This is a genomic window from Methylophilus sp. 14 (genome assembly GCF_015354345.1).
Taxonomy (GTDB): domain Bacteria; phylum Pseudomonadota; class Gammaproteobacteria; order Burkholderiales; family Methylophilaceae; genus Methylophilus.
The window spans coordinates 87,243-106,302 of the sequence record NZ_JADKYS010000004.1 but is presented as its reverse complement, the minus strand read 5'-3'; the positions used below and the strand labels follow the sequence as shown (position 1 = coordinate 106,302).

The following is a 19,060-nucleotide window of genomic DNA, read 5'->3' as shown; positions in this document are numbered from 1 at the left end:
ATTTATGCAACAACGTATCAAGCTCGCCATCACTGCAATGATGCTAGCCAGCGTGAGCACCAGCGTATTGGCAAATGCCGAACTGGACGCCATGATGAAAGACGACAACCAGTGGCCGATGGCGCGTAAAGACTACGCAAACCAGGGTTACAGCCGTTTGTCACAAATCAACAAAAGCAACGTCAAACAATTAAAACTGGCATGGACATTTGCCACCGGCGTGAACCGCGGCCACGAAGGCGCGCCACTGGTGATTGGCAATACCATGTATATCCACACCGCGTTCCCGAACAACGTCTATGCGCTGGACCTGAACGACAACCAGAAAATCCAGTGGTCTTATTTTCCTAAACAAGACCCGGACGTGCAGTCTGTGTTGTGCTGTGACAACGTAAACAAAGGTTTGGGCTACGGCGACGGCAAGATTTTCCTGCAACAGAATAATGGCGTGCTGGTGGCTTTGGATGCCAAAACCGGCGCCAAGTTGTGGGACGTGAAGGTCAACGACCCGAAAATGGGCGCGGCCAACACCAACGTACCACACGTGTTTAAAGACAAAATCATTACCGGCTGTTCTGGTGGTGAGTTCGGCGTGCGTTGCCATATTTCAGCCTACAACCTCAAAGATGGCAGCCTGGCATGGAAAGCCTATAGCACCGGCCCTGATAGCGAAATGCTGATTGGCGCAGACTTTAATAAAGAAAACCCGCATTACAGCGCATTGTCTGTCTACGAGGACGTCAATGGCGGTAACAAAATGGGCGGGGCTTTCAAGCCGCTGGACAAGTCTCAGCTGAAATACCCTGAGGCCAACCTGGGTGTACGCACCTGGTTGAAACCGCAGCAGCAGAAAGACGGCTGGCAAAACGGTGGTGGCCCAACCTGGGGCTGGTACTCATACGATCCTAAATTGAACCTGATGTACTACGGCACTGGTAACCCAGGCACCTGGAACCCGGACGTACGTCCTGGCGATAACAAATGGTCGATGACAATTTTTGCCCGCGACCTCGATACAGGCATGGCACGCTGGGCTTACCAGATGACACCGCATGACGAGTGGGATTACGACGGCATGAACGAGATCATCTTATGGGAAGCCAATGGCAAACAACTGGCGTCACACTTTGACCGTAACGGCTTTGGCTACACTTTTGACCGCACTAACGGCACCTTGCTAGTGGCAGAAAAAATGCATCCGTTTGTTAACTGGGCAACCAAGATTGACCTGAAAACAGGGATTCCGGTCAAAGATCCTAAGTACTCCACGCACCAGGATTACAACGCCAAAGGCGTGTGTCCTTCTGCATTGGGTGTGAAAGACGAGCAGCCAGCGGCTTACTCACCAAAAAACAAAACCTTCTATGTGCCGCTTAACCACGTGTGCATGACTTATGAGCCTGTTGAGTCCAAGTATGTGGCTGGCCAACCATGGGTAGGCGCGACGCTGACCATGTTTGCAGGCCCGGATGGCGTAATGGGTGGCTTTATGGCCTGGGATGGCCTCAAAGGCAAAGCACAGTGGTACAACAAAGAGAAATTCTCTGCCTGGGGCGGCGCATTGGTCACGGCCTCTGACCTGGTGTTCTACGGCACGCTGGACCGTTGGGTAAAAGCCCTGGATGCCAAAACCGGTAAAGAACTGTGGAAATTCCAGGTCGGTTCCGGCGTGGTCGGCAACATGATCACCTACGGCCACAAAGGCAAGCAATACGTAGGCGTATTGTCTGGCATTGGTGGCTGGGCTGGTGTTGCGATGAACCTGGGCCTGACCAACGATACCGACGGTTTGGGGGCAGCGGGTGGTTACAAAGAGCTGACCAAATACAACGCCGCACCTGGTGGCGGTGGCATGAACGTATTCAGCTTATAAGAAAGGAAATCTGATGCAATTATTCAACAAAACCTTGCTGGCCACCGCCTTGCTGGCGATGACCGCGTCAGCCATCGCAGGCAGCGGCGCCGAAGCTCTGGCACAAAAAAGCGGCTGCTTGCTGTGCCACGGCGTAGATAAAAAAGTGATTGGCCCAGCCTATAAAGAAGTGGCTGCCAAATACAAAGGTGACAAAACCGCAGAAGCCAAGTTAATTCAGAAAGTTAAAACTGGCGGTAGCGGTGCATGGGGCGAGATGCCTATGCCACCTAACAGCCCACAAGTGAAGGACGACGATATCAAAACCATCGTCCAGTGGGTATTGAGTTTGTAGTTCCCCCTGTGAAATAAAGAGTCAGTGGTAGCGCTGGAATATGGCTGCCATGCTTGCAACGACGCCTCCACTGACTCTGCATTTCCAACGCTTTACCATTGATCTCCGAGTGTTGCCAACCCGTCAGGGTTGGCTTTTTTTTGCCTTGCGATTAGCCGCCCGACAAAAGCGTTTACAATGCGGGCATGACCATCACACAAACCCTGTTTACGCGCCGCATGCTCATGTGTGTGGCACTCGGCTTTAGTTCCGGCCTGCCACTTTACCTGCTACTGCAACTCTTGCCCGCCTGGCTACGCAGTGAAGGTCTCAACCTCAAAACCATCGCCGCTTTTGCCTTTATGCAGCTGCCCTACACCTGGAAGTTTTTATGGGCACCGCTGATGGACAGATACAGCCTGCTACAAGCACTCGGACGCCGTCGTAGCTGGATATTAGCCACACAACTGGCCTTGCTTGCCAGCATCATCAGCCTGGGTATGTTCCAACCACAACAAGACATCACCATGGTCGCCGTCCTTGCCACCCTGGTCGCCCTGTTTTCTGCCAGTCAGGACATCGTCATTGACGCCTACCGTCGCGAAATTTTAAGTGATGAAGAGCTCGGCCTGGGCAACAGCATCCACGTCAACGCCTACCGCATCGCCGGGCTGGTCCCAGGCTCGCTGGCGCTCATCCTCGCCGATCACCTGCCATGGTCACAAGTGTTCTTGATCGTCGGCCTGTTTATGCTGCCCGGCATCGGCTTTACCCTGTGGTCACAAGAACCTGCCATTGTCAGCACACCCAAAACCCTGCTGGCTTCGGTCGTAGAGCCATTCAAAGAATTCATGCAACGCAGCGGCTGGCAGCACGTGCTGTGGATATTACTGTTTATCCTGCTATACAAACTCGGCGACAGCATGGCCACCGCACTCGCCACCCCGTTTTATATCGACATGGGCTTCAGCAAAACCGATATCGGTGCCATCGCCAAAGGCAGCGGCCTCGTCATGCAAATTGTCGGCGCCTTTGTTGGCGGCTTGTGGATGCTCAAACTCGGCATCAATCGTGGCTTGTGGGTATTCGGTGTGGTGCAGGCCTTATCTATTCTCGGCTTTGCCTGGCTGGCCGATAGCGGACCGTTTACAGAGATAGGTGCTGCTGAACGCAGTATGCTCGCATTCGTCATCGGCTTCGAAGCCTTTGGCGTTGGCTTAGGCACCGCCGCCTACGTCGCCTACATGGCGCGCGAAACCAACCCGGCGTATACCGCCACGCAACTCGCCTTGTTTACCAGTTTGTCAGCCGTACCACGGTCCGTGTTCAATGCCCTCACGGGCGGGATGGTGGAGAGCTTGGGGTGGGAGCAGTTTTTTTATGTGTGTACGGTGCTGGCGATTCCGGGGATGTTGCTGTTATTTAGGGTGGCGCCTTGGCGAGAGCGTTAATAGTAGTATTTTATAGGACACTTTTTCGCCTTGTTGGCGAGTTACTTTTTTTGCTTGCCCCAAAAAAGTAACCAAAAAGAGGGCACCCAGCCATCACGGCCTTCGGCTCCCTTGCGTTGCTCAACAAAGTGGGCATCCATCGAAACTCGCCCTAGCGGCTTGCACACCCCGCAAGCCACCGCGGAACTCGAACAGACGATGGCCGACTACCCCCACTTCGTCTCCGCTACTCAGCGTGATGGAATGGGATTCTTCTCATTTAAGTAGCAGCGTGAAAGTTGGAGCGGTTAAAAACCAAATTCTTTTTTTCTTCAACTCGCTAAGGGTTGCAGTCGCATGGTGTTCGGGGTCCCCATCTGACGCGCCGAGCAACGCAGGGTTGGCGGGAGTTGTCGGCAATCAACTGTTTGAGTCCCGCAACAAGCCACGTTCTGTGTGGCTTGTCAGGACGAGTTTTTGATTGACGCCCGACAAGCCGAGTAGCACAGGAAACAAGCGGAAGCTGGGGTGCATTTCTTTTGGTTACTTATTCTTTGGGCAAGCAAAGAAAAGTAACTCGCTGAAAAAGCGAAAAGAAATCTCACAAACAACCACAAAACCCGCGTGGGCATGAATGCCCACCCTACAACGACCAATCTAAAGAACAACCTTTTATTGCTATCTCAACACGCCTTGATTTCGGCCAACGCCGGAATCAAGCAAGTGTGAAAAGTAAAAAGAATGCCCTTCTTTAATCAATCCGCATAATCCACCGTCAACGGTGCATGATCACTAAACCGTTCCGCCTTATATACACTTGCCGCCACCACTTTTGCGCCTAAGGCTGGCGTCGCCAGTTGGTAATCAATCCGCCAACCCACATTCTTAGCCCACGCCTGACCGCGGTTACTCCACCATGTGTAGCATTCATCGGTGGTATCTGGATAGAGTCCACGATAAGTATCCACCCAGCCCACACGCCCCAGCACATCAGTCATCCAGGCACGCTCTTCTGGCAAAAAGCCAGAGTTCTTGCGGTTGCCTTTAAAGTTTTTGAGGTCTATCTCCTGGTGCGCGATATTCCAGTCGCCACAAATGACGACTTCACGGCCAGAAGCAATGAGCTGTTCCAAATGCGGTAAGAATAAATCCATGACTTGGAATTTAAATTGCTGACGCTCTTCGCCGCTGGAACCACTGGGCAGATATAAAGACACCACGCTCAGGTTGCCGTACTGACACTCCAGATAACGGCCTTCAGCGTCAATATGCGCATGGCCAAGCCCGATAATGACCTTATCTGCAGGCTGCTTGCTATAAATGCCAACGCCGCTATAGCCTTTTTTCTCGGCATAGTGAAAATAGCCGTGGTAACCAGGTGGTTCTAGCATCTCGGGCTGCATGTCTGCGGCCTGTGCTTTGAGCTCCTGCAAGCACACAATATCGCCACCACTATTGGCCAACCACGGCAAAAAGCCTTTGTTACAGGCCGACCGTATGCCATTGAGGTTCAAGGTTATAATACGCATTGTTTAAATACTTTCTGCTTTTAAAAATGACTGCCAACACACTCAGTGCCGATTTTATTGCTTTTTCCATCCAGAAACAGGTGTTGCGCTTTGGTGAATTTAAAACCAAAGCCGGGCGCTTAAGCCCTTATTTTTTTAACGCTGGCCTGTTTGATGATGGCGAAAGCATGCTCAAACTGGGCGAATTCTACGCCAACAGCATTCTACAGTCTGGCCTGCAATTCGACATGCTGTTTGGGCCCGCTTATAAAGGTATTCCGCTGGTCACGGCCATCAGCATTGCCTTTGCGCGCATGGGTAAAAATTACCCTTATGCCTACAACCGCAAAGAAGCCAAAGACCACGGTGAGGGCGGCACATTGGTCGGCGCCGCGCTCAAAGGCCGTGTGCTGATTATTGATGACGTGATTTCGGCAGGCACCTCTATCCGCGAATCTGTAGAGTTGATCCGCCACGCGGGTGCAATTCCTTGTGCCGTCAGCATTGCCTTGGATCGCCAGGAAAAGGGCTTGGTCGAATTGTCCGCGGTGCAAGAAGTGGAGCAAACCAACCAGATGCCAGTCGTGAGCATTGCCAAACTAGCTGATTTGTTCACGTATCTGCAAGGGAATGATCAATTGGCGCAATACTTCCCGGCGATTGAAGCCTATCGCGCGCAATATTGCGTACGATAAGACAGTGAGCCAAACAATAAAGCGAGCAAATGCTCGCTTTATTTATTTCAGCATACCCATTAAGCGCGACATGATCAGTGCGGGATTATTTTCCACCGCACCATTCGGCGTCAATTGATTCACGACATCTGGCAAATGCTCGGCAATTTTATTCGTCAGTTCGTCGGTACTCATATTCAGCTTACCCGCAAGCCCGGCCAGTACAGAGCTACCTAATGCGGCACCAATTTGCTGCGCGTTGACATTCAGGTTAGCGCCCGTGCCCACCCAGGAATCCACCTGCTCGGTCAAACCGCCATTTTTGAGCGCTTGCAAAATACCCGGCAAACCGCCGTATTGCTGAAACAACTCCATGGCCAGTTTCGCCAAAGGGCCTTTATCACCCATGACTTTGTTCATCATGGCACCAGCGACGCTATCGAATAATCCCATTATGGCTCCTAAATAATCATTATATTGAATCTTACTTTTTCGCCTCTCGGCGAGTCACTTTCTGGTGCTTGTCCCCCAGAAAGTAACCAAAGAGGACGACACCCAGCCATCACGGCCTAAAGGCTCCCTTGCGTTGCTCAGCTTAGGACTTTCGTCCGATGCTTTGCTGGACTTAGGCATAAGCCGGTCACGAAACTCGCCCTAGCAGCTTGCACACTACGCAAGCTGCCGCGGAGCTCACACAGTCGCTCCCTCTACTCTTATTTTGTCTCCGCTACTCAGCGTGATGGAATGGGATTCTTCTCGCCAAACTAACCTCGTCGGAATTTGGACGGCTCAAAAACCAGATTCTTTTTTCTTTCTTCAATTCGCCAATGATTGCGGTCGCATGGTGTTCGGGGTCCCCATCTGCCGCGCCGAGCAACGCAGGGTTGGCGGGAGTTGTCGGCAAGCAACTGTTTGAGCTCCGTAGGAGCGAGTTTTTGATTGCCGCCCGGCAAGCCGAGTAGCACAGGAATCCAGCGGAAGCTGGGGTGCATTTCTTTTGGTTACTTATTCTTTGGGCAAGCAAAGAAAAGTAACTCGCCAAGAGGCGAAAAAAGAATGCCCCAAACACCCAACAACAATTCCAAAGAACAATCTTCCCAAGCTACCCCTAAAATCCCATCAAAACCGCTCGTGTGCACCTAAATACCGCCATTGCCCCGGCGGTAACTTACCCAAATTGATACTTCCAATCCGAATCCGCTTCAATCCAACCACATGCAACCCGACTAACTCACACATACGACGAATCTGCCGTTTGCGGCCTTCACGCAACACAAATCGCAATTGGTCTTCATTCTGCCATGACACTTTGGCGGGCCTTAGCTGAACGCCATCCAAGCTGAGGCCGTGATTTAATAACGCCAGGCCATTATTGCTCAGTTGGCCTTCGACCCGCACCAGATATTCTTTTTCTACATTCGAATCATCACCAATCAGTTTACGTGCCACACGGCCATCCTGCGTGAGCACGAGTAAACCGGTGGAATCGATATCCAATCGGCCAGCCGGGGCCAGGCCACGCAAATGACCGCGCTTGAACTCAATGCCACTGCTGTCTTCTGACCATTGATTGTCGGGATTGAACAGCACCACTGCTGGCTCATAACCATCCTCTGCCTGACCGCTGACGTAACCGACAGGCTTGTGCAGCAGAATGGTCACCGTTTCGGCCTGATGCTCTTTGGCATAGGTACTGATGATAATCTCGGCATCGGGATCTATACGCGTGCCTAAGGTTTCGATGATTTCACCATTGACCTTGACCCAGCCGTTAACAATCCAGTCATCGGCTTCACGGCGCGAGCACAGGCCACGGTCTGCCATGACTTTAGATAAGCGCGGTTGCAAGTCAGCGTCTGCCTCGGTGGGGGCTGGTCTGCGAGCGGGTGGGCGGTCAGTTGTTTTCGCAGCATATGGGCGATCTTTATCACGCGGCTTTTCGCTACGGCCTGCGCCTGATCTGTTTGCGGGTGGGCGTCCGCCTGCATGTGCTGGCTTGCCAGTCGATTTGCGCGGTTCTTTATCTTTAAATACTTTGTCTTTGCGGGGTGCTAGCACTTGCGTGCCTGCGTCTGCTTGCACCTCTGCACGTACCTCTTTTTTAGCAGGTGGTTTAGTACGATCACGCAACTCTGGTGACATGCGCCTAACAGTTTTCTGGCGCGCTTGATCAGTGGTGGCGGGGGATTTATTGAGTTTGAGCGTAGACAAAACAGTCGTCTCACTAATGAAAGATGAATAAGGTGCTATTGTAATTTATTTGGCTGCTGACGCACGAAAATTCAGGCTACCAGGTTGCTTGCGCGCACTCTCTGGCATATAGCGCAAAATGCTTTCGGCGCGCGCTAATTCTGGTTTTTTGGCCATAAACTGCTGCTTCCAGGCACGGTGCGGATTTTTGATGATGCCTGCCAGCCACGCAGCTTGAATCGGATTCATCTGCGCAGGGGAGAGTCCAAAGTAATAGTTTGCAGCCGCATGTGCGCCACACAAACTCGGCCCCCAGTCGACCGTATTTAAATACAGGTTGAGAATTTGTGTTTTATCCAGCGTATTTTCCAGCTGTACGGCATACAGTAATTCTTCTATTTTACGCTTCCAGGTACGCTCACCATTGGTGAACATATACTTCACCACTTGCTGGGTAATGGTGCTGCCCCCCACGGCCTTGTCAGTGCTTTCCTTGCCGAGTAGTTGCTGCATTTGTGTGATGGCATAGCCCGGGTGATGCCTGAACTCGGCATCTTCAGCAATAATCGTCGCCATCGGTAACCAGCGGCCCATTTTATCGTAGCTGAGCCAATGCACTTTTTCCGGATGTTTTTGCTCGTCCAGCAGCGGGCAATCATATTGCACAGACGCAGTGGTGACCTTGCTCAAGTCCAAGCCGCTTACTTGCAATTGCGTTAGCTGCGGTTGCACACTCCAACTTTGCCTGGGCCAGCGCAAGGTCCCGGTGGCGGCCAGAAAACCAGAGACCGTCGCTTGCGAAATGGCACTTGAATGTGCGCGTAAGGGATGTAGCAAACTGGCCAGCGGCGTCGCTGGCAGCGTCCAGTTCAGCTTCAATGAGCGCATGGTCGCTTTGCCTTCAAAATCGATTTTGAATGGCTGGTTGGCCGCATCCGCTAATAAATGCCCACTTAACTGCTGGCCGTCGAGTTTTAACCACAACTCCACCGCGTCCAGCATGAGGGGTTTATCACTGACAGACTTCGCCTCCAGCCAGCAATGCTGGCAATGTACGCGCAAACCATCGGCATCATACAGCCGGATATCGCCATGATGCAGGCTGAAGCCTTTTTGATCGAGTAACCAGCGACCGGCAGGGGAGGTGGCCAGCATCAGCATGGGCAATACACGTACCTGTATACCGCTGCCTATGGGCAATTTCACCCGCCAGGCAGTTTTGTCATAGGGTTGCCAAATCCAGGCCGCCACGCCGAGGACTGCCAGCAAGCTGGCAATCGACAGGCTAATGATGAGGCGTTGGCACCATTTTTTCAGCATTGTGGCATCACCTTAAACCAGCAAACGCTCCACCACCTTGCCCTGTTGCAGATGGTTTTCAATGATGTCATCAATGTCGCTTTCATCGACAAAGGTGTACCACACGGCATCCGGATAAATCACCATCACGGGCCCTTCGCCGCAGCGGTCCAGGCAACCGGCACGGTTGATACGCACTTTGCCAGCACCGGCCAGGCCTTGTTGTTTGACTTTCTTTTTCATGTAGTCAAACGCGGCTTCGGCGCCTCTGTTCATGCAGCAGTCTTCGCCATTTTCGCGCTGGTTAAGACAGAAAAATACGTGGTATTGAAAGTGACTTGTAGTCATAACGATTGCCTTGTAAAACCTCGCACCGGATGCAACGCTTATTCGGTGGAGAGTTGATCATCTCTGGTAAAGGTCCAGGTACGCGTAATGCTCAGTACATCGGTATCCTGGCGGATATCTTCCGGAAAAACCGGAAAGGGGGCAGCCAGTTGGACGATGCGGCGTGCAGATTCATCCAATAGCCTGTGCCCGGAGCTCTGGTGGATACGAATACTTTCTATACTACCATCGGCTTTCACCGAAACGGTCATTTGCAGTTTGCCGTAGAGCTTTTGTGTCATCGCGGCTTGTGGATAATTCAGGTTACCGACGCGCTCTATTTTTTGCCGCCATTGCTCGACATAATTGGCAAAACGGTATTCCCTCGTGCGCGCGCCGACAAACTGGCGCTTGGGCCGCATTTCGTACTCTTCTTGCTGCTTGGCAATCAGGGCTTCCAGTTTGGCCATCTCTTGCATGGCGGCTGTTTGCGGCTGCGCTTGCACCGGCACATGCGGTGAGGGTGGCTGCTGCCTGTTGGCCGGATGCGGCTGTGACAAGGGCGGCGTCTGCAAACTAGTCACGGCCTGGCTGGCTTTTAGCTGTGTGAGCAGCGCTTGCGCTTCTTGTTCCAATTGCGCCACACGCTGCTTTTCACGCACCAGCTCGGTCTCGTGCGGGCTGCTCGCAGTCGTGGCTGATGGAAGCGTCGCCTGTGCGGCATGCGGCATGGACGCCTGCATTTGCTGCACACTGGGCAACGGGCTCTTCATCTGCCGCTTTTCATCGGTATTGCCGCCGCGGTCCAGATTGGCTTGCGCCAGCGCATCGGCTTTTTCAGGTGCACTTTGCGTTTTGCTATTCACCAGCATCACTTCTAATGAAGGAATCTGGTCTTTAAAAGCTTTGAGTTCCGGTTGAAAATGTAGCGTCAGCACGACCACATGTGCCAGTAGCGAAAACCACAACGCCCACACCAGTGGTGAGCGTTTGCGGAAACTCTCCGGTAAACCCATGCGGCGCTTGTCCAACTATCCCTGCAAGGCCTGCAACAATTTTTGGTGTACGCCACCAAAGCCGCCATTACTCATCACCAGCACATGATCGCCTGGTTGTGCCATGGCGGTCACCGCAGACACCAACTGGTCCAAATCATCATAGGTTTGCGCTTTTTGCTGGATAGGGGCTAAGGCAGCGGCAGCATCCCAGCCTAAATTATTGGCATAGCAAAATACAGCATCCGCATCACGCAGACTATCAGGCAGTGCGTCTTTCATCACGCCCAATTTCATGGTGTTGGAACGTGGCTCTAGCACAGCCAGAATGCGGGCCTTGCCCACTTTGGCACGCAAACCGGCCACCGTGGTGGCAATCGCCGTCGGGTGATGCGCAAAGTCATCATAGACGGTGACTTCATTAGCCACGCCTTTGACTTCCATACGGCGCTTCACATTTTTAAACTCACCCAGTGCCTCAATCGCGATACAGGGGGCAACGCCGACATGACGTGCGGCGGCAATGACCGCTAATGCGTTGCTGCGGTTATGCTCACCCAGCAAGTCCCAGCTCACATTGCCCTGACGCTCACCGTTTAAATACACATCAAAACGACCTTGTGCATCAACATTCTGTACTTGCCAGCCACTGGCGCTGTCTATGCGTTCCAATGCACTCCAGCAACCACGCGCAATCACGCGGTCCAGGCTGTCCTGCTGGTTAGCCACGACCAGGCCTTGTTGCGGCACGGTGCGTACCAAGTGATGAAACTGTTTCTCGATCGCGGGCAGGTCTTCAAAAATATCAGCGTGATCAAATTCAAGGTTATTCAACACCGCCGTGCGTGGGCGGTAATGCACGAACTTGGAACGCTTGTCGAAGAAAGCGGTATCGTACTCATCGGCCTCTATGACAAAAAACGGGGAAACCGATTTCTGGTCTTGTTTAGGCGTTTGTGGCAAACGGGCAGACACGCCGAAGTTTTCTGGCACGCCGCCAATGAGGAAACCAGGTGCCAAGCCTGCATATTCGAGTACCCAGGCCAGCATGGAAGAGGTGGTCGTCTTGCCATGCGTACCTGCCACAGCCAGTACCCACTTACCTTGCAACACGTTCTCGGCCAGCCATTGTGGACCAGAAATATAAGGTAATCCCTGGTTGAGGATTTCTTCCATCAGCGGATTACCACGTGTAACCACGTTACCAATCACATAAATATCGGGATTCAGGCTGGTTTGGGCAGGGTCAAAACCCTCAATCAACTCAATGCCTTGCGCTTCGAGCTGTGTGCTCATGGGCGGGTAAACATTGGCATCACACCCGGTGACACGATGACCGGCGGCCTTGGCCAGCACGGCGATGCCGCCCATAAAAGTGCCACAAATACCAAGGATGTGAATGTGCATAAATTTTACCAGGACAATGAATGCATGCATTTTACCAAACAACGTCTGGTAAAGCGGTAGCGATTAGCGCTCAATTTTTGGCAAATAATGGCTGGTACTGGCGGCAGCGGGCAGCAAGATCCGCAGACTGGAAAATATCGGTAATCACCGCCAGTGCATCGGCACCTGCCTGCACCAAGGGTCGGGCGTTATCCAGTGTAATGCCGCCAATGCCGACGACGGGCACGGACAATGACTGTTTGGCTTGGGTAAACAATGCAGCGGCGGCGCTAGGCGCATTGGGCTTGGTAGAAGAAGGGTAACAAGCGCCAAAAGCCACATAACTCGCACCGGCAGCCTGCGCCTGTTCGGCCAGTTCAAAGCGGTTATAGCAAGAGGCACCGATGATTTTCTGTGCGCCCAGCATCTCGCGCGCTGCAGTAATCGCACTATCATGCTGGCCGACATGTACACCATCCGCATCCAAGGCCGCAGCCAACGCCACATGGTCATTAATCAACAATGGAACATTGAATTGGCGGCAAAGTGCGAGCAGGGCAGTCGCCTGCTCTAAACGCAAAGTGTCACTGGCCGTTTTATGCCGGTATTGCACCACCGATACGCCACCTTGTAATGCCTGTGACACTTGTGCGCAAAGAAGCCCGGTGTCATCGCAATCTGGCGTCACCAGATATAAGCCACTAATGCTGCAGTTCACTCGCTTTTTCCTGCACGTCTGACTCGCGCGCCCAGAAGAACCGGTCAGGAATAAATTGCCCCATGCCAGGGCGGAACGCATGACGCAAGGTCTGCCAGGTAAATTCCTGCGCTTCATGCACAGCTTCTTCCATGGTCAAGCCGTGCGCCAGGCAAGCGGTAATCGCACTGGTCAAGGTGCAGCCGGAACCATGATAACTGCCCGGCAGGCGCTCCCAGTGGTAATCTTTAATCAGCCCCGGAATCTCGTTTTGCACACCATATAAACTGTTGACCACATCCAGTGAGCGCTCATGCGTGCCAGTGATCATCACATACTCGGTGCCCATGCCCAGCAAACGCAACGCACACTCTTCGAGCGAGCTGTGTTTAACTTCATCACTCTCGTCGTAATAAGCCAGGCGGCGTGCTTCCAAGCTGTTAGGAGTGATCAATGTGGCTTGCGGAAACAGCAGTTCGCACATAGCGGCCTGCATTTCTTCATTAGACAGCTCATCACCACGGCCAGAAGCAAGGATAGGATCAATGATTAACGGCACATCCGGGTAATCTGCGACGATTTCGGCAATCACCGCCACGTTTTCCACGCTGCCTAACAGGCCCAATTTAAAGGCACTGACAGACACGTCTTCCAGGATCGCACGTGCCTGGTCATTGATCCAGTCTGCATCCAGTGGCATCACGCTTTCCACGCCTACAGTATCTTGCACCGTAATGCCGGTAATCACAGACAGCGGGTAACAGCCAATACTGGCAAGCGCCATGATATCCGCCTGCACACCGGCACCACTGCTCGGGTCTGTCGCGGCAAATGTTAAAACGGTGGGAGGAGTATTGGCCATGAAAATTCCTTTGGAGCGGCTGACGGGAATCGAACCCGCGTATCAAGCTTGGGAAGCTGGCGTTCTACCATTGAACTACAGCCGCGAACGAATGACCGCTATTTTACTTGCTGTCTGGTCGAATACAAAACATTATTCAGCACAAAAACAAAAGCCGGACAATTGTCCGGCTTCTGCTTGGCCACTTAAATTAAATACAATTCGAGTTCACGCCGTCTGGCAACTTCACGCCAGAACTCAGGATAGGTGTACTACCCAAATGATCTTCGTTGGTTGGACAAGCCACCGCATCCAGGTCTTCCTCGTCACCAGCAGCAGGGTTCAGAGAAACGATAAACATCGTATTCAAGATCGGATTGTTAGGGATGAGACCACCTAAACCAGCATTATCACGTGGTGAAGTCGGGTCTGTAATGCTACCTGTTGCAGTAGAGTTCTGATTAACCGTGTAACCATCGACGGTGCCAGCGGTTGGATTGAAGATTTGCTTGCCTTCGGCCGTCACAATATTGACCACATTGTATGTGCCGTTAATAGGCTTGCCTGTACCAATGACCGGCGTATCATACGTTGCACCAGTAATCGGCGACACTGTAGCGACATCACCATCAATCAGGCCTGTAGTTGTGACAGACAATCCGCTTGCATCTGTCACGATATTGTTGCCATCGAATGCTTTAGTCGCGGTCCCGGTCAGGGTTGCTGTGACGGTCGGACTCACCTGATGCACAAAGCCGTTGCCCGTACCTAACAATGTGCCACCAAACGACGTGCCATATTGTTTGTAGTTATAGGTAGCCAGCAAATTGCTGCCTTTTACATCGCCGGTTGGATCCGCACTGTAAATTGTCCAGCGACCAGTTGCACCAGTAGTGATGGTGGCATTCGCGCTGTTAATAAAGTTACGGCCAGCAACCAGTTGCACGGCATCCGCCGCATTGCTGTAGCTTAAGATATTGCCAAGGGTGTATACATCACGACCCGCTTGAGCGAATAATTTAGCCGCATTGCCTACAGTACCTGTGCCGGTTTTAGCACCAGGTGCCATCGTCACGGCACCCATTCTAATATCGCCTGTCGTGGTTTTAAGTGTCACCGCACCTGCCGCACCACCAGACTTATTCGTACCATTACCATCCGCACCAGAGGCCACAATCGCCTGGGTGTTGATGCCTGTACCCGCAGTGATATTAACCGCACCAGCACTTTTGCCATCGGTATTAGCGCGTCCAATGCCCGCACTAGTATCAATATTGCCAGCAGTCACCGTGCCTGCATCAGCAGACAGTGTTACTTTATTACCAATAGCGTTGAAACCGCCCTTGGTCGTCACATTGCCAACGGTGACATTGCCAGAAGTGCTTTTGACACTGACTTCACCAGAAGCCGTTGAGACAATAGAGTTGCGTCCGGCGTTACCTGCACCTGTCGTAATATTGCCGACCGTGGCATCGCCTGTGGTGCTAATGGTCACTTTACCGCCAGTGCCGCCCGTACCAAAAGGCGCGGTAGAGGTGCCGGTGCCTGGTGTGCCAGAAGCCGAGCCTGACGTATTAATATTGCCACTCATTTCCAGGCTACCGGCGTCAATCACCACGCTACCGCCATTAAAGCCATTGGTGGTGCTAGATGCAGGGCGGCCGTTCGCCGTGATATTGGCCGTACCTAATTGCGCCAATCCAGCGACGGTGATTTTGACGCTACCGGCATGACCATAGCCTTTAATATCACCATTAGAGCTAATGTTACCTGCTGAGTGCGTCAACGTTGCTGCAGACAGCACGACACCACCTGGGCCAGTAATGTTGGCACCGATGTGCAGGTTACCCACACCGCTATTATCGGCATCCGCCTTCAGGTTGATGCTGCCTTTCCCTGACGTGGTCAACGCTGCGTTCACATTGATATCGTTATTGGCTTCAAGGCGAATATTGCCATCGACGTTCATCGTGACAGCTGCATTGACGTTAATGTCTTTGGTCGCTTGCAGGAACAGCTGGCTAAAGCCGGTGATCCCTGCGACATTGATATTGGTTGTGCCGCCGGCATTATCAGCGAAAGCCACATCTGGCGTACCAGAAGCATTATCTGTTGGCGTCGAACCGCCGCTGATCAAGTTAATAGTTTCAGGGTCTAACAAAACGGATCCGCCCAGACCATTCGCTGCAGCGACATTCACCGACCCAAGGAACGCCAGGTCTTGCTTGCCGGAAACCTCAACAAAGCCACCATTACCGCTGGCAGCGCCACCTTGTGCAGAAATGCTGCCATAGTAACGGGTCAAATCATTCGCCCAGACCACAACTTTACCGCCATCGCCTTGCTGGCGTGCATCGGCTTTAATCGTTGCACCACTAGCCACATAGGTGGTTCTGGCGTTGTAAACGGCGTCGTTTTTACCTTGGTAATCACCACCCACCAGCACCTTACCACCACCGGTATCACCAGATGCATCCAGTAAAGCACCATTCATCAAAGCCACTTGCTCACCAGTGACTTCAATCGACCCACCTGTTGTACCTTGACCTTGAGCGATCAATTGGCCGGACACTTCAACCTTGGCGTTATCACCCCCTTCAAGGCGAATCACGCCATCACGCTCAACCAGTTGGTTGGCTTCAATAATACCGGAAACATTGATTGCTGCAGAACGGGCATTGGTCGCTAATTGCACCAAACCGCCATTGGCCTGGATCAATCCACTGTTTTTAACCAACCCTTCCACTGCCTGTGCAGTTAAATTGGCTCTCACCAGACCATTACCGTAAAAATCAAGAACTGCTTCTTTTGCAGAAGCCAGGACAACACTGCCCTTGTTTGCCACCAGCGTGCCAGAGTTCACTACTTTTTTACCCAGCATCACAATGTAACCTTCACCCTGCGTTTTAATCAGGCCGCGGTTTTCGATATTGCCAGCCATATTTTCGGCCGTAAACTTGTAATTACCTTGCAAAAAGGCTTCATTGGTAATATTCAGGGTAGACGCCACAATATTACCGACGTTAACTTCAGCACCTTTGCCAAACAGAATACCATTCTGGTTCACCAGGAACAGGCTACCGTTCGAATTCAATGTCCCATTGATTTCGGAGCGACTGTTGCCGATCACACGATACAAGGCACGGCCTGCATCTGGCATGATCACATCCAGTTGATGACCCTTCATCACGCCAAACTTGTAAAAATCGACAATATTGACGTTGGCAGTATGGATATACTGGGTATGTGTCGCGCTCACATCCTTCACTGTCAGATCACCTGCAACCACACCGGCTACAACATTCGTATCTGCAAATGAAGAAAGTGGCATGATCGCTGCGGCAAATGCACTCGCCACCACAAAACGCCATTTGGTTGCTGAGGTAAGCGAAGCGTCTGAAAGATCGCTGGCTGTAGATATTTTTGTTTGGTTGACTACGCCGGTCACACTGGATTTACCATGTGCACGGGTTGTTTCGGCCACGGCAACCCAGGCTTGCTGGAGCTTGCTCCAGACTAGACGATAGACATGGTTTAAGGATGCTGCTTTCATGACACTTCTCCTTTAGTAAGAAACGCCACTGATCCTATATTTCTATATAAGGGCCAGTGGGTTACCATCACTTCTCTCAATTCCTGATATGGGTGTAATTTTGTTTCAGGAAAGTATTTTTGTATGTAGCCCACTATGACTAATGCTGCTTGGGACGCATCCAACTCCAATTAGATGCGCCCGCACTCATGCGGGCTACTTTTATATGTCCAGGCTTTTGCCCGGATCAGGCTTGCTACAGATTTAAATCTAGAAATTTTTTCTTAATTGCGCCCAGAGTTGATACTCGGTATTACTTTCCGCGCCATCAAGATCACGCTTTTGCTGTGAATAGGTCGTGGTTAAGATCCATTGCCCCGGGAACTGAATATCCGTACCAACACCAACATGGTTAGAACGGACATAAACACTGTTTCCGATAGGATCGTGGTTCAATTTGCCACGACCAGCATCATAAAAGGCAAATGGCGTCACTGACTGGATATAAGGCGTGACATCTGCACCAGTCGTCGCAAAGGTTTTACGCACATCGGTGCCTACCATCCAGCCCTGATCGGCCTGGCTAGGAATTTCAGAATACTGACGCCAGCGGTTGATGGCCCCGATACCGAAACGCTCGGCAATATCCAGATTATTACCTGCGCCCTGATAATCTGCACGTACCACCCAATTCACACCGTTATCAAATACCTGGGTGCGACTGGAGGTCCAGTTCCACTTCACAAAGCTGCCCTGGGTATCCAGTAATGCACGGTCATTAGCTTTTGCCAGTGAGTCTTTATAAGAGACATCACCAGCAGTCACCAGGAAGCTCCACTGATAGGCCACGCTGCCAATATCATTAATCCAGTCGCCGACCAGGCCTAACTCCAGGCTGCTGATATCACGACGGTTGTTAATCGACGTACCTACTTCGTCATCCAAAATCTTGTAGTTGCCACCGACCTTGAACGCAACGCCTTTTTTGGTTTCACGCAGCAAGGGATGTTCAAGCGAACCATAAATGTAATGGGCATCACCAGACGCATCAAACTGTTTAAATTCACCACCAAGTTTGTAATCCACATAGCTGTAAGCCAGGTTCATGATGGTGCCCGCACTACCTACCGGGGTAAAGTACAAACCACTGATAGAACGCTGACCTTCATCCCTGGAGGTTTTACCAACCACCGCCAACTGGTCGCCACGACCATGGAGGTTATTCACGGCAACACCAAAGCCTAGGGTTTCACGGTTGGTATAGCGGTTACCATAGTTGTTGGCACTGACAAAACCGGTGACGCGGGGAACACGTGGTTCCACAGAAACGGCCACATCCGAGCTACCTACTGCCTCACCCGGGTTGAGCTGCGAAGTCACCTGAATGCCAGGCAAACCGTTCATGACCATAATGTTGCGCACCAGGTTGCGTTCATTGAGCACATCACCCTTGTTCAGTCCATACTCTGACAGTGATTGGAAATAGGCCTGATCCAAACCTTGCCCAGCCTCTGCTTTTACCTCACCCAAGGTACCTTCCAGGATAGAAAGCTCAACCACGGCTTCGGCTTCTGTGGTTTTCCGCAAATCCTGTGTTGGCAAGTAGACTTGTGTCAGCAGATAGCCACGCTGGCGGTAGTAGTTACGCACGGTACCCACCGCTTCGTTAAGCTCGCGCATGCCAATTTCATGGCCAGTCAGGTGTGCAAGCTGGGCAGCCAATACTTCATCTGAGAATTGTTTGTTGCCGGAGAATTTGAATTCTTTGACAACAATCTTGAGGCTGGATTTCTTTTGTTTTTTTTCTGGTGCCGGTGTTTCTTCAGGCACTTGAATGATAGGTCTGGGTTCTGGAAGAATAGGTCTGGGCAAGTTCTGCTGGATATCCGGCAAGGACACCCCCCCTGCCAACACCTGAGAGGTGTAGCCGAGTGCCAGCAACTGCAGCAGGCCTATGCGCTTTAATTGTGTTTTCAAGATGACTCCCCAAAGCTT

Annotated in this window: 15 protein-coding genes and 1 tRNA gene; 4 read left to right on the top strand and 12 right to left on the bottom strand. The window is 52.0% G+C overall.

Annotated features, from left to right (window positions below; all coding sequences use genetic code 11):
- Positions 1–4 precede the first annotated feature (4 nt).
- The 3 genes from INP78_RS11340 to INP78_RS11330 all read left to right on the top strand — a co-directional run bounded on the left by INP78_RS11340 (position 5) and on the right by INP78_RS11330 (position 3,637).
- Positions 5–1,873 carry a methanol/ethanol family PQQ-dependent dehydrogenase gene (locus INP78_RS11340; protein WP_194742308.1) on the top strand — a complete coding sequence of 623 codons (1,869 nt, stop codon included), beginning with the start codon at positions 5–7 and terminating at the stop codon, positions 1,871–1,873.
- Between the two features lie 13 nt (positions 1,874–1,886).
- Entirely contained in the window at positions 1,887–2,207 is a 321-nt protein-coding gene (locus INP78_RS11335) for a c-type cytochrome (RefSeq protein ID WP_194742307.1), read from the top strand.
- 185 nt (positions 2,208–2,392) lie between these two features.
- Entirely contained in the window at positions 2,393–3,637 is a 1,245-nt protein-coding gene (locus INP78_RS11330; RefSeq protein WP_194742306.1) for an AmpG family muropeptide MFS transporter, read from the top strand.
- A gap of 734 nt (positions 3,638–4,371) precedes the next feature.
- Here INP78_RS11330 and INP78_RS11325 read toward each other — a convergent pair.
- The gene (locus tag INP78_RS11325; protein ID WP_194742305.1) at positions 4,372–5,145 is read right to left on the bottom strand and encodes an exodeoxyribonuclease III; all 774 of its coding nucleotides are present in this window, start codon (positions 5,143–5,145) and stop codon (positions 4,372–4,374) included.
- A 26-nt stretch (positions 5,146–5,171) separates the two neighbouring features.
- On the opposite strand from INP78_RS11325, the gene pyrE reads away from it, so the two are divergent.
- Positions 5,172–5,819 (top strand): orotate phosphoribosyltransferase, encoded by a 648-nt coding sequence (pyrE, locus tag INP78_RS11320; protein WP_194742304.1) that lies wholly within the window; start codon positions 5,172–5,174, stop codon positions 5,817–5,819.
- A gap of 42 nt (positions 5,820–5,861) precedes the next feature.
- On the opposite strand, the gene INP78_RS11315 is transcribed toward pyrE, so the two are convergent.
- The 11 genes from INP78_RS11315 to INP78_RS11265 form a co-directional block, all read right to left on the bottom strand.
- Positions 5,862–6,251 carry a YidB family protein gene (locus INP78_RS11315; RefSeq protein WP_194742303.1) on the bottom strand — a complete coding sequence of 130 codons (390 nt, stop codon included), beginning with the start codon at positions 6,249–6,251 and terminating at the stop codon, positions 5,862–5,864.
- A 666-nt stretch (positions 6,252–6,917) separates the two neighbouring features.
- A complete protein-coding gene (locus INP78_RS11310) occupies positions 6,918–8,009 on the bottom strand; it encodes an rRNA pseudouridine synthase (protein ID WP_194742302.1) in 1,092 nt (363 codons plus the stop codon).
- A 45-nt stretch (positions 8,010–8,054) separates the two neighbouring features.
- On the bottom strand, positions 8,055–9,308 hold the full coding sequence (locus INP78_RS11305) for a biosynthetic peptidoglycan transglycosylase (protein WP_194742301.1): 1,254 nt from the start codon (positions 9,306–9,308) through the stop codon (positions 8,055–8,057).
- A 12-nt stretch (positions 9,309–9,320) separates the two neighbouring features.
- The gene (locus INP78_RS11300; protein WP_228522841.1) at positions 9,321–9,635 is read right to left on the bottom strand and encodes a ferredoxin; all 315 of its coding nucleotides are present in this window, start codon (positions 9,633–9,635) and stop codon (positions 9,321–9,323) included.
- A 38-nt stretch (positions 9,636–9,673) separates the two neighbouring features.
- Positions 9,674–10,630, bottom strand: a complete 957-nt coding sequence (locus INP78_RS11295) for a TonB family protein (RefSeq protein ID WP_194742384.1) — start codon at positions 10,628–10,630, stop codon at positions 9,674–9,676.
- A gap of 15 nt (positions 10,631–10,645) precedes the next feature.
- Positions 10,646–12,016, bottom strand: a complete 1,371-nt coding sequence (mpl, locus tag INP78_RS11290) for a UDP-N-acetylmuramate:L-alanyl-gamma-D-glutamyl-meso-diaminopimelate ligase (protein WP_194742300.1) — start codon at positions 12,014–12,016, stop codon at positions 10,646–10,648.
- A gap of 70 nt (positions 12,017–12,086) precedes the next feature.
- Positions 12,087–12,713, bottom strand: a complete 627-nt coding sequence (gene thiE / locus INP78_RS11285; RefSeq protein ID WP_194742299.1) for a thiamine phosphate synthase — start codon at positions 12,711–12,713, stop codon at positions 12,087–12,089.
- On the bottom strand, positions 12,697–13,554 hold the full coding sequence (locus tag INP78_RS11280) for a hydroxymethylpyrimidine/phosphomethylpyrimidine kinase (protein ID WP_194742298.1): 858 nt from the start codon (positions 13,552–13,554) through the stop codon (positions 12,697–12,699). The genes thiE and INP78_RS11280 overlap by 17 nt, the downstream gene beginning before the upstream one ends.
- Before the next feature lie 11 nt (positions 13,555–13,565).
- Positions 13,566–13,639, bottom strand: a tRNA-Gly gene (locus INP78_RS11275).
- Positions 13,640–13,744: 105 nt separating this feature from the next.
- Positions 13,745–17,086, bottom strand: a complete 3,342-nt coding sequence (locus tag INP78_RS11270) for a filamentous hemagglutinin N-terminal domain-containing protein (protein ID WP_194742297.1) — start codon at positions 17,084–17,086, stop codon at positions 13,745–13,747.
- A 249-nt stretch (positions 17,087–17,335) separates the two neighbouring features.
- Entirely contained in the window at positions 17,336–19,042 is a 1,707-nt protein-coding gene (locus INP78_RS11265) for a ShlB/FhaC/HecB family hemolysin secretion/activation protein (RefSeq protein ID WP_194742296.1), read from the bottom strand.
- Positions 19,043–19,060: the final 18 nt, after the last annotated feature.

Excerpts from the sequence above, each read along its gene's own strand:
- INP78_RS11270 (WP_194742297.1), bottom strand. The coding sequence starts at position 17,086 with ATGAAAGCAGCATCCTTAAACCATGTCTATCGTCTAGTCTGGAGCAAG.
- INP78_RS11325 (WP_194742305.1), bottom strand. The coding sequence starts at position 5,145 with ATGCGTATTATAACCTTGAACCTCAATGGCATACGGTCGGCCTGTAAC.
- INP78_RS11305 (WP_194742301.1), bottom strand. The coding sequence starts at position 9,308 with ATGCTGAAAAAATGGTGCCAACGCCTCATCATTAGCCTGTCGATTGCC.
- INP78_RS11340 (WP_194742308.1), top strand. The coding sequence starts at position 5 with ATGCAACAACGTATCAAGCTCGCCATCACTGCAATGATGCTAGCCAGC.
- INP78_RS11315 (WP_194742303.1), bottom strand. The coding sequence starts at position 6,251 with ATGGGATTATTCGATAGCGTCGCTGGTGCCATGATGAACAAAGTCATG.
- mpl (WP_194742300.1), bottom strand. The coding sequence starts at position 12,016 with ATGCACATTCACATCCTTGGTATTTGTGGCACTTTTATGGGCGGCATC.
- INP78_RS11280 (WP_194742298.1), bottom strand. The coding sequence starts at position 13,554 with ATGGCCAATACTCCTCCCACCGTTTTAACATTTGCCGCGACAGACCCG.
- INP78_RS11330 (WP_194742306.1), top strand. The coding sequence starts at position 2,393 with ATGACCATCACACAAACCCTGTTTACGCGCCGCATGCTCATGTGTGTG.
- INP78_RS11295 (WP_194742384.1), bottom strand. The coding sequence starts at position 10,630 with ATGGGTTTACCGGAGAGTTTCCGCAAACGCTCACCACTGGTGTGGGCG.
- INP78_RS11335 (WP_194742307.1), top strand. The coding sequence starts at position 1,887 with ATGCAATTATTCAACAAAACCTTGCTGGCCACCGCCTTGCTGGCGATG.
- INP78_RS11300 (WP_228522841.1), bottom strand. The coding sequence starts at position 9,635 with ATGACTACAAGTCACTTTCAATACCACGTATTTTTCTGTCTTAACCAG.
- pyrE (WP_194742304.1), top strand. The coding sequence starts at position 5,172 with ATGACTGCCAACACACTCAGTGCCGATTTTATTGCTTTTTCCATCCAG.